The following is a 10,600-nucleotide window of genomic DNA, read 5'->3' as shown; positions in this document are numbered from 1 at the left end:
TTATCTAACCGTTAACTGGCTTTTTCCGGATGTAGTGTGACATCGTTGATCGGAGCCATTGAATATCTTGTTTGGAAATAAGCAGTCTCGGAATTGTCATTTTCAGAACGAATTTAACATTACATAAAATGAAACCGAACCGTAGAATCCCCGAAGACAGCATTGCTATCCCTGCACCCGTCAAGCCGTATCTCGGAACGAGTATAGACAGCAATGGTATGACGAGCGCCAATCCGACACCCTGTAGGATGGTAACCAGCTTGGGCTTACCCAGCGCCATGAATTGCTGTGCCAGCACCATGGTTCCTCCGCTGATAGCAACCTCAAGCACCAGTAACCGGAATACCGTAAGCGCTTGTTTAAACTCCTGACCATATAGCAATGTAAATACGAACGGAGCAATCAGCATCAGCATCATGGCAGCCAGAATCGTTGCTGTTGAAGTCACCCGAAATGCCCGGAATGTTATTGCAACCGCATCCTCCTTGTTTAACCCGGAGGCTTTGGGAAAGAGCACGACGATAATCGAGGTTGAAAATACATTCACCATCCGGGCCAGGCTGACCGCTACCGCATATAAGCCGAGATCGGCCGGTCTGAGCAGACCCGCAATTAGGATCTGATCAATGTAAGTAGAAACCTGCCCCATGAGATCGTTGCCGTATGAGCCCATACCGTAGGTGAAGAGATTTTTGAATTGCGTCCAGCTGTTCTTCACCTTCGGTTTGTACAGCCGAACCATTCGAATCGTGACACCGATATAAATCGGCAAACCTGGCAGCAAATAGGCCAGGGCTGAGGTGTACGGATTCATTTGACCCGTCAGGATCAGGACCGCCAGACCCAGCAGCGTACTCAGCGGCACCAGATACCGAAACAAATTGTACTGCTTGTATTCCGACCGGACCTGAAGCAATGCATTATTGATCTGTGAGATCGCAATAAGCGGACACATCATCATGGAGCATTGAGCGAACAGGATGACCGATGAAGAAAAGGAGCGCAGCCAATAAGGAATCAGGAACACGCCGATAAGTGTCGCCAAGCCCCCGAACATCGTCGCCAGTAGCAAGGCGAGGCCGTACAGCTTGCCTGTTTCCTCCGGGTTCCTTTTCGCATTGTAAATCAACGCGGACGGGACACCGAAGCTCATGCAGAAGGCGAGAAATTGGGACCAGTTCACCATCGCGGTCTGTTCCCCGCGTCCGGTAGGACCCAGGAATCGGGCCGTCAGCACGCCAGTCAGCATGTTTACGACGAGAATCAGCATGCTGAATATCATCGTTTTAACTGCTGCCGAGCTGCTATCCTTGCTTTTGGCAAAGCGAACGACCGTGGACCATAGTGTTCGGACAGGTGCGGATATTGTTTGTAAGTTTTGCACAGCCTCTACCTTCTTTCCGCGATAACATCTTTCGCCCACAGTCCTATTCCGATCATCATCCAGATCAGATAGCCGCGCATACCGGGAAAACCGTTATCCGATATGAGACTGGCTACAGCTCCGGCCCACGTAGCCAACGCCAGTCTGATATAAGGCTGGCTGGAATCTCGCTCGGCAATGCGGACAAGGAGGCGCTTGACGATAACGAACAGACCACCGAAGAAAAAGAATGCTCCGAAAATACCGAAGGTGAGAAAAATGGCAATATAGCCATTATCCATAATCCCAAGTTCACCGAGATCGCCGCCGTTATCTAGCTTGGTCCCAATTCCGACACTCCCGATCCCCTGCCCTACCGGATTACCGACAATGGCCGGAAGCATCGTATGCAACAGATCCAAGCGTTCATTGTACGAATGATCCTGTTGAATATCCGTCAACGTTTGCATGCGTGCCACAAGACCTTCTGCTCCCGGCAGCTTCGGAACAATGATGTAGAGAAGGAGGCCAACAACAGCAAGTTGAAACAAGGTTTTCCACTTTCCCTTGGAGGATGAAGTGAGGATATACGCCAGCAGCATAACGAATGCAATCAGCCAGGCTGAACGTACCAGCGTGATCAAAAGACAAACGACCGTCAGCAGGACTCCGATCCATCCCAAGGTGCCGCGCCACCGTTTTTCCATCAGCATGGGTACAAGCGCCATTGCCAGGAAAATAGCGCAGGGACCAGGCGAGTTCATCGAAGAGAAAACTCTGATTTGGAGTGGCTCTGGTATACCAATGGAATTCATCTCTACGTTATTCATCCAAAACGCATCCCAAGGTGGCACCGTCAAATACTGAATAATGCCGTAAATCGCCACGAGAACGGCAATATTAGCATAGGAATACAGCAGACGGTCCAGCTCCTTAGCTTTCATGGGCTTAATCGCAAGATAAGGCAGCAGTAGCAAAGGAATCACATAGTTGGCTAAATCATAGGCAAAAACGATTCCATTTTTGAACAACCCGACCATACTTCCGTAGGCTAGTTCAATCCCAAAAAACACAGCAATTCGGGTCAATGGCTTTTCCGCCTGATGAATGCCACGCAGCACAGGAATAACCAACATGCTGCTGACCAGCAACGGTGCCAAGCTCAACAAGGACACCGAGTGATACGTTCCCTCCAACCAGTCTGCAATGCGCCGGATTTCCGGACCTACTGCCCACACCGTCAGTGTGTACGGAATCAGCATCCGCGACTGGATAATCGCCAGCAAAAAGGCCGGAAAAACGAGTGCCAGCAATATGGCTCCCTGCTGGCTCATGGTGGGATTCATCTTGGCGCTGACAAATCCGATGGCGAGTGGCAGCATACAAGCCAGCACTCCCATGCCGATCATGCCAATTCCACGCCGATTTCCTAACCAAACGGAAACCTGCTGATCTGCCAGCCGAGTCATATTTCTCACCCCTGACCTCCCTTCACCCGGTTCCGCTTGAACATTTCCTTAAACAGCAGTACGAGAAACTGGGAATCCTCAATCAAGTATCTTTTCCACAAACGTTTAGGCTCTTGAGACAACCGCCAAAACCATTCAAATCCCGTCCTCTGCATCAGCTCCGGTGCACGCTTCACATTTCCCGACAGAAAATCAAACGTAGCTCCCACCCCTATCGAAATCGGAGCGCGATATGTCTCGTAATATCTGTAAATCCATTTTTCCTGTTTAGGTGCGCCTACGCCGACAAAAACGATGTCCGGGCGGGTCTCTTGCAGCAATTGGACAATGTGTCTGTTCTCTTCCTCATTTTTCTCAAAGCCATAGGAAGGAGAGTAACAGCCCACTACATTCATGTTCGGGTACGACTCCTGAAGATTGAGCATCGCCTTCTCGGGAATACCATCCGCCGCCCCCAGAAAAAACAAGCGATAGCCTCGATCCTCAAAAGCCTCCCCCAGCCGGGTGAACAGATCGGAGCCTGATACCTTTTGCTTGAGGGGTTTTTTCAGCAACCTGGACGCCCATATAATTGGCATTCCATCAGCCACCACAGCTCCTGCATCGGAGTATACCTTGCGGAATTCATCATCCTTGCGAAGTTTGATCACATGATCGACATTACAGGTCAAAATGTAGGAATGACGCTGATGCTCAATAGAAGTATCTATAAATTCGAGTAGATCGTTAAAATCATAATTATCAAAGTTGACATCGAACATGTTCACTCTGCTCATCGTATCACTTCTCTTTGCGAAAATCGGTTTGAGTAGATGTCTGGTATAAAACGTTCAAATACCAGCAAAATGGAATAATCATCTGAACCGTCGACAACGTGTTATCTGAAAATGAATAAATCAGAAAGCCCGCAATCAAGCTTGCAAAATAAGGTTTGATCGACTTGGCAAGCGACCGGTAAATGAGAACGAACACGACCAGCAATGAAAGCATCAATAACCCGCAGCCAATATATCCCGTGTCAAAATAAAAGCGTATATACTCGTTATGCGGCACGACAAAGCCTTTGAATAACGTCCCGTCGTTCGCAACCGTCACCGCGCCAAGACCCCTGCCTGACCACGGATAATCCTGTACTCTGTTCAAGAAATATTCCCATGCCTCCGAGCGTCCCGACAGATCAATTCCCGTATCGGTCTCCCGCTCGAAGGAGCGTTTTTTTAAATTGTTCCATTGCAGGGCCACCGCCCCCAGAGCAATCAAAAACGATCCGGCCAGCGGTAGCAAATAATTGATTTTCCCCTTGAGATACTGCCTGGCGATATCGAACAGATACACAGCAAACATGAGCAACAGTGCCAGAATCGGCCCGCGTGTGCCGGTAGCAATCAGAATCAAAAAGTTCAGCGCCAGCACCGTATAATAAAAGGCAGCTTGCTGCGGCTTGCGTTTGACCTCAATCAACGAGACGGCAATCCCGAGGAAGGAAAGCATCGCCAGATGCGGCGGAATATTCGCCCCCTGTACTCTCACCGCTCCCGTAAATTCCACATCGGTAAACGAATGCATACCTACGATCTGTAAAACGAGTCCAACGACCACACTAATGATCGGCAGCAGGCTGACCAACCGGATATGCTTTTCGGCCACCTCCTTCTTCCACTGGATCAGTAAAAAAAAGAAGGGCAATGATAGTCCGACGAACGCCTTCACTGCAATCGAGGTCGTCAGCGTAGGCAGCCATGCTGAAAATCCAAATGTAATCCCCAGCATGATCACCAATGCCCAGATCGGATAGCTAAATTTAAGACGTATGCCGTAAACGAGCATGCACGGTACCAGCAAGGCCAAAATGCCCAATTTGTATAATGACAAAATCTCGATCCCGAATACGCCACCCTGATACAAGGAATCCACCGATACCGCCGTACTCAGCAGAACTGCATAGCTGATGCGCTCTGGATGATGGATAGAAACGGCCAGCAGAAGCAGTAAGCATACCGCCGCAATGCTGGCCACCGGCTGATAAGTAGCCGCAATTCCTACAGCAAGAGCGCCTAGAAGAAAAATGAAAACATGCTGTATTGTGTTTATTCTTGAAGTCCAAGGATAGTTGCTCATGATCAATCTTTCACCCCGCAGCTGACTCGCTTTTCCGGTTGCGCAGCGTATCCAGGGTTCCCCGTATACTTTCAAATCTGCACCGGTTCAACAGCTTTCTGCCCTCAGTACGTGCCAGCAGGGAGTCCACCGTGTTGTATAGCCATTTGGCTGCCGTCTTCGCCATCAGCATCACGTTGCCGCGCAGGCCTGCGGCCTGAACAGCATAAGACATACCCTGACAGTAGTAACGGTTCATGATCCATTCCTTTGTTAAGCGTGCAGCCGGAACAAAATGCTTCACTGCCATGTGAGGATGATACATGATCGTTCCACCATTTTTACGAATCTGCTCAAATACCCACGATTCTTCACCAGATAAGAGAATATCTCCCTTTCTTCCCAAATGAAGTGGGAACATTACGGCAGCAAAAGCTGTTTTGCGCATGGCCATATTCGCTCCGAACGGATTCAGTCCCGCCGGATATTCACGGATGGCTTTTCCCAAGTCAATAATCGTGTAAGGCAACTCAAGCGGCCCGGTCAGCCAGCCCGGTCGTTCCGTTTCAAACAAAGGATCTATCTTCCCGCCCATGGCCGTCAGTTCGGAATTATTTCCGAAGGTCGACATAATCGTTTGCAGCCATGTAGCACACGGGATCGCATCATCATCCAGAAAAGCAATGACTTCTGCCCTCGATAACGTAATACCCGCATTACGAGCGGCTGATAATCCTTGCTCGCGCTCATAATGATACCGAAGATGAATATCATGACCGTGCTCGGCATTAAATCTTTTGATCGTTGCCGCCGTATGGTCGGTGGAGCGATTATCGACCACAATGATCTCAGCCAGCGCAAGGTCGTTCAGCTCCAGCAGCGACATTAGCGTTTTTTCCAGCAGATCAGCCCGGTTATAGGTGCAAATAACGACGGACACTGCGGGACACCGCTTGAATGCATCCATCAGTAAGCATCCTTGGAGAACAGCATTTTAATGCCTGTTTTCATGATGATTTTCAGATCGAGCCACGTATTGCGAACATGAATATACTTCAAATCCATTTGCACCATTTCTTCGAAGCCTACACTGTTACGTGCACTCACCTGCCAGTAGCCGGTACATCCTGGTGTGACAATCAGGCGCTGCTTGTCATAATCAGAGTATTGCTCAACCTCGCTCGGCAATGGCGGACGTGGACCTACTAACGTCATGTCCCCGACCAACACATTCCACAGCTGTGGAATCTCATCAATACTCGTCTTGCGCAAAAAACTGCCGATCTTCGTAATTCGCGGGTCGTTTTTAATTTTGAACATGGCGCCGCTCACTTCATTCAGCTCCATTAAGTCCTTTTTCAGCTCCTCGGCGTTGGACACCATGGAGCGGAATTTATACATGTTGAATAGCTTCTCGTTCTTGCCCACCCGAATTTGCTTAAAAAAAACGCTTCCCTTCGGATCTTCGAGCTTGATCAAAACACCCACCACGATAAAAAGCGGCAGTAATACGATCAAACCCACGAAAGACAGCAACATGTCGAGCAATCGCTTGGTTACCAGGTAAGACGTTTTATCCTGAATTTGTGTATTTCCGTATGGCATGTAAAACGCTTTACCTGACATGACAGCCTCGCCGTCCTCCGGTAAATTTTCCATGCTCATGCTGACGTACCCCCTCTCAACCTGCCGTGGTTGCTTTCTCGGTCTTTTTCAGCCACTCGTGCATGGCTTCTATAACCGGATACTTCAAATCATCACTAGCGAGTGCAAATTCAAGTGTGGTCAAAATATAACCAAGACGCTCACCCACGTCGTAGCGTGTTCCTTCAAAGTCGTAGGCGTATACGCGCTCGCTTTGATTCAGCTTTTGGATCGCATCGGTCAACTGAATTTCGCCGCCTGCCCCTTTTTCCTGAAGATCGAGATATTTGAAAATTTTTGGTGAGAATACATAACGACCCATAATAGCCAGATCGGAAGGCGCTGTGCCCGGAGCCGGTTTTTCTATAAAATTGTTTACCCGGTACAGACGTCCGTCCTGTTGATCCGGTTCAATGATGCCATAGCGATTCGTGAATTCCTGCGGTACCCGCTGTACACCGATGACGGAATTTTGAGTTTCCTCATATTGATCCATCAACTGACGCAGGCAAGGCTTCTGACCTGTTACGATATCATCGCCCAGCAGTACACCGAACGGCTCGTCCCCGATAAAGCGTCTTGCGCACCATACCGCATGTCCCAGACCTTTGGGTTCTTTCTGGCGAATGTAGTGAATTTCTACTCCCGAAGAACGCTGAACCTCTTCCAGAAGCTTCAGCTTGCCGTCCTCCAGCAGCTTCGATTCCAGCTCAAATGCGTTGTCAAAGTGATCCTCAATCGCACGCTTGCCTTTGCCCGTTACGATAATAATGTCCTCAATACCAGAAGCAATCGCTTCTTCCACGATATATTGAATTGTGGGCTTATTGATAATCGGAAGCATTTCCTTAGGCATTGCCTTGGTTGCAGGAAGGAAGCGCGTACCCAAACCTGCTGCTGGAATAATGGCCTTTTTCACTCTTTTCGTCATCGCACTCATTCTCCTTGCATCATCGAATTTTGGTGTTGCTTACTTCACCTGATTCATCACAATTCCAACCAGTGTCGCACCGGCCTGATCCATGAGTTGCTTTGTTTTGCGCAAATCTTCCCGCTTGGTCCGGGCGTGTCTGGCGACGAGAATCACACCATCCGTCAAGCTTGCGACCAGGCGAGCATCCGTATAGTTCAGCGCTGGAGCCGAGTCGAGCAGTATGATGTCATATTCGCGTTTTAGCTCTTCCAGCAGCTCCACCATGCGTTCACTGCCGAGCAAATCAGCCGCGTTGTGCAAGGTGTCTCCGCCTGGAATAACAGACAACTCCGGCACGCCATATCTGACGATGGACTTGGAAGCAGCTCCACCGCGCAAATAAGCCGATAAACCTCCGGTATTCTCCAATCCGAATATCTCGTGCAACGCTGGCGTATGGAGATTGCAATCCACCAGAGCCACCTTCCTGCCTTCTTGTGCAAAGGAAACGCCGATGTTGGCGATCAGCGTTGTTTTGCCCGCTCCGCTCTCTGGCGAGGTCAGCAGCAGAACCGTCCCGCGGTCCGTCTGCCCGATGACCTGCTGCCGAATGTATGTACGGAGGGAACGGAAGGATTCCGAGACATACGATGAAGGATTGCTTTCTGTAATCAACATGTCATTCAATCGCAGCATATTTACGCTCCCCTACCCGTTCTTTGGAATTTCCGGCTGCGCCGTCGATGTCCTTCTTGCGAATGACCGGGATGGATGCAATCACTGGAATACCGATGTCCGCATCTGCCTCTTTTTCCGTGCGCAGCGTACCGTTGATGCTTTCCAGAAACACAATCGTGCCCAGTGCAATCATCAGCGATACGAGAAAGCTAATCGCAATATTCATGAGCGGATTTCCATTGGTCGGGTCAGGATTGGCCCGCGGGTCCGCCTCATTCAAGATTTTCACATTATTCAATTCCATCAGCCCCGGAACCGTCTGCACGAATTTCTGGGTTACCGCGTTCACAACAGCGGCAGCCTGTGGATAACTCCCTGCCTCAAACGTCAAGCCGATGACCTGACTTTTATCCGAGGTTTTGACCTGCAGCTTTTCTGCCAGCTTTTGCTGCGTCAAGCCGAATTCGGGATGAGTCGTTACGACAGCCTCCATAATTTTAGGTGAAGTGAGAATTTGCTTGTAGCTTTCCACCAAATTAAGACTTGTGTTGACATCGTTCAGATTGTTGCTTCCCTGCTTACCGGAAATATGGTTAACCAGTAGCTGACTTGAGGCGGAATAGACCGGCTTCACGACCTTGTCGCTCACAAAGTAAGTCGTCACGCATGAGAGAATGACAAAAATCGAAATCAGCCACAATCTTTTTTTGATTAGGACCAGATAATCCAAAATGGTTTTCTCCACAAAAATCCTCCCTCCCATACCATTTTTCTTCTTATTTTAAGTATGATCTAATTGTAACAAGCTGCTGTGGGTACGACATGGAACCTGACGGCACTTTCTCCATCACTACAGGGGGATGAGATTGTATACTTTTAGCTACAGCATGGTATACTTTTGTACCAGTCTTTGTTGATTATGGAAAAATAAATTGAAAAAAGCCCCAAAACCACCGAAGCTGGTGATTTTGAGGCTTCTTCTGTTACTCGCTATATAAACTGAACTGGAAAGCTACATGGGCGCACTGCCCAGTCGGACAGGCTTTCCATCGCCACCGCCTTCAGCGTATCACACGCTAGATGTTCGTTGGCTCGTACTTCGCCAGACCAATCGCATTGGCATACAACGCTGCCTGAGTCCGATCCGCCAGCCGCAGCTTGGCCAAAATCTGACTGACATGCTTTTTGACGGTAAATTCGCTGATGAATAATCGGGATGCAATTTCGCGGTTGCAGGCTCCCTGGCCCAGCTCGACCAATACTTCCTTTTCCTTCGGTGTCAGGTCGTCTGTCAGATTGCCCGCATCCTCCCGCAGCTTGTTCTCCAGAATAGCAGGATCATAATATTTGCGTCCTTTGTTGACAAGATGAATCGCGTAAATTAGTTCCTCAGGCAAAGCCTCCTTGAGTACGTAACCGTCCACAGAAGCTTCCTCCGCTTTCAGGAAGTCTTCTCGTGTGGACGAGGATGTCAGCAAAATAAATTTGCTTCTGAACCCGCGTCCGCGTGCTATTTTGATAATATCCAGACCTGATTCATCGGCAAGCTTCAAGTCCAGCAGCACCAGATCCGGGTCAGTTTCCTCGATAACCACAAGTGCTTCCTGTTGATTCTGGGCCTCTCCCGCAAACTGAACATTGGGCTGCATGGATATAACGGCAGCGAGTCCTTTCCGTACTAAAGGATGATCATCGACAATGACAATTTTCATGATTCGGCCTCCTGTCTACAGTTCAGGATTTGCATAATCCCTATGTATCCGATTGTTACCGCAGATTTTGTATTGCAGGATGTTCACACATCTTTATCAGCATTTTGCATAATTCCATTCTCAACGCTCGAAAGTGCAATATATAGACGAACTAAACCGTTTCGATCTATGTATTGCTGATTTGAAATCGCTCCTGGGATTTATGCAAAATACTCTTATTCATAAGCATTTACTGGAATGGACAATCGGATCTGTGTGCCCTCTCCGATTCGACTTGAAATATCAAATTCACCTCCCATCGAATGAGCTAAATATTCCATATTCATCATGCCCAGGCCACTGCCTGCACTGACTGCCTCACCTCCTGCAACCATTCTCGCCGTCTCGAACCCTACTCCGTCATCATGAATAGACAGTCTAATCACTTGGGGCGTCAATTTTAACTTCACATCAATCCGCTTCGCCAGCCCATGCCGGATTGCGTTACCTGCGGCTTCGGATATGATACGAAACAAAGCCTTTTGATACAAGTACGGCAGTGAAAAATGATCCCCATGAATATCAAAGTCAATCTGTACATGATTCAGCTTGGACAGCGTATGCAGATGGCTTTTCACTGTTCCTAACCAAGTCGGGCCCCCGCTCTTTTTCGAGCTCAGGCTATGAATGGCTCCTTTTAACTCTCTCACTGCCTGATTGGCGGATTGCTGAATCAGCTCAATTT

General features: G+C 48.8%; 11 protein-coding genes. All 11 read right to left on the bottom strand.

The window, feature by feature from the left end; all coding sequences use genetic code 11:
* Window positions 1–4: 4 nt before the first annotated feature.
* Window positions 5–1,384, bottom strand: coding sequence for a lipopolysaccharide biosynthesis protein (locus tag C1I60_RS12005; RefSeq protein ID WP_137061914.1), 1,380 nt, complete (start codon window positions 1,382–1,384; stop codon window positions 5–7).
* 5 nt (window positions 1,385–1,389) lie between these two features.
* Entirely contained in the window at window positions 1,390–2,832 is a 1,443-nt protein-coding gene (locus C1I60_RS12000; protein ID WP_137062257.1) for an O-antigen ligase family protein, read from the bottom strand.
* Window positions 2,833–2,837: 5 nt separating this feature from the next.
* Window positions 2,838–3,608 (bottom strand): WecB/TagA/CpsF family glycosyltransferase, encoded by a 771-nt coding sequence (locus C1I60_RS11995; protein WP_137061913.1) that lies wholly within the window; start codon window positions 3,606–3,608, stop codon window positions 2,838–2,840.
* Between the two features lie 4 nt (window positions 3,609–3,612).
* Window positions 3,613–4,950, bottom strand: coding sequence for an O-antigen ligase family protein (locus C1I60_RS11990; protein WP_137061912.1), 1,338 nt, complete (start codon window positions 4,948–4,950; stop codon window positions 3,613–3,615).
* A 10-nt stretch (window positions 4,951–4,960) separates the two neighbouring features.
* A complete protein-coding gene (locus C1I60_RS11985; protein ID WP_137061911.1) occupies window positions 4,961–5,896 on the bottom strand; it encodes a glycosyltransferase in 936 nt (311 codons plus the stop codon).
* A complete protein-coding gene (locus C1I60_RS11980; protein ID WP_025685121.1) occupies window positions 5,896–6,594 on the bottom strand; it encodes a sugar transferase in 699 nt (232 codons plus the stop codon). Before C1I60_RS11980 ends, C1I60_RS11985 begins: the two co-directional genes overlap by 1 nt.
* Before the next feature lie 16 nt (window positions 6,595–6,610).
* Window positions 6,611–7,504: a UTP--glucose-1-phosphate uridylyltransferase GalU gene (gene galU / locus C1I60_RS11975; protein WP_014280252.1), complete on the bottom strand. Its 894-nt coding sequence runs from the start codon at window positions 7,502–7,504 to the stop codon at window positions 6,611–6,613.
* A 39-nt stretch (window positions 7,505–7,543) separates the two neighbouring features.
* On the bottom strand, window positions 7,544–8,182 hold the full coding sequence (locus C1I60_RS11970) for a CpsD/CapB family tyrosine-protein kinase (protein WP_137061910.1): 639 nt from the start codon (window positions 8,180–8,182) through the stop codon (window positions 7,544–7,546).
* Window positions 8,166–8,909: a YveK family protein gene (locus C1I60_RS11965; RefSeq protein ID WP_170970785.1), complete on the bottom strand. Its 744-nt coding sequence runs from the start codon at window positions 8,907–8,909 to the stop codon at window positions 8,166–8,168. Before C1I60_RS11965 ends, C1I60_RS11970 begins: the two co-directional genes overlap by 17 nt.
* A gap of 331 nt (window positions 8,910–9,240) precedes the next feature.
* Window positions 9,241–9,876: a response regulator gene (locus tag C1I60_RS11960; RefSeq protein WP_137061908.1), complete on the bottom strand. Its 636-nt coding sequence runs from the start codon at window positions 9,874–9,876 to the stop codon at window positions 9,241–9,243.
* Window positions 9,877–10,091: 215 nt separating this feature from the next.
* On the bottom strand, window positions 10,092–10,600 hold a 509-nt coding region (locus tag C1I60_RS25590; RefSeq protein WP_252361684.1), incomplete at its 5' end, for a sensor histidine kinase.

The sequence above is a fragment of the Paenibacillus terrae genome (assembly GCF_005217525.1).
Lineage (GTDB): Bacteria > Bacillota > Bacilli > Paenibacillales > Paenibacillaceae > Paenibacillus > Paenibacillus terrae_C.
The sequence above is the reverse complement of the archived record's forward strand: the minus strand, read 5'-3'. Positions and strand labels throughout refer to the sequence as shown.

Coding starts and splice junctions, on each gene's coding strand:
- galU (WP_014280252.1), bottom strand. CDS start 7,504: ATGACGAAAAGAGTGAAAAAGGCCATTATTCCAGCAGCAGGTTTGGGT.
- C1I60_RS11990 (WP_137061912.1), bottom strand. CDS start 4,950: ATGAGCAACTATCCTTGGACTTCAAGAATAAACACAATACAGCATGTT.
- C1I60_RS11995 (WP_137061913.1), bottom strand. CDS start 3,608: ATGAGCAGAGTGAACATGTTCGATGTCAACTTTGATAATTATGATTTT.
- C1I60_RS11980 (WP_025685121.1), bottom strand. CDS start 6,594: ATGAGCATGGAAAATTTACCGGAGGACGGCGAGGCTGTCATGTCAGGT.
- C1I60_RS11970 (WP_137061910.1), bottom strand. CDS start 8,182: ATGCTGCGATTGAATGACATGTTGATTACAGAAAGCAATCCTTCATCG.
- C1I60_RS12000 (WP_137062257.1), bottom strand. CDS start 2,832: ATGACTCGGCTGGCAGATCAGCAGGTTTCCGTTTGGTTAGGAAATCGG.
- C1I60_RS11985 (WP_137061911.1), bottom strand. CDS start 5,896: ATGGATGCATTCAAGCGGTGTCCCGCAGTGTCCGTCGTTATTTGCACC.
- C1I60_RS11960 (WP_137061908.1), bottom strand. CDS start 9,876: ATGAAAATTGTCATTGTCGATGATCATCCTTTAGTACGGAAAGGACTC.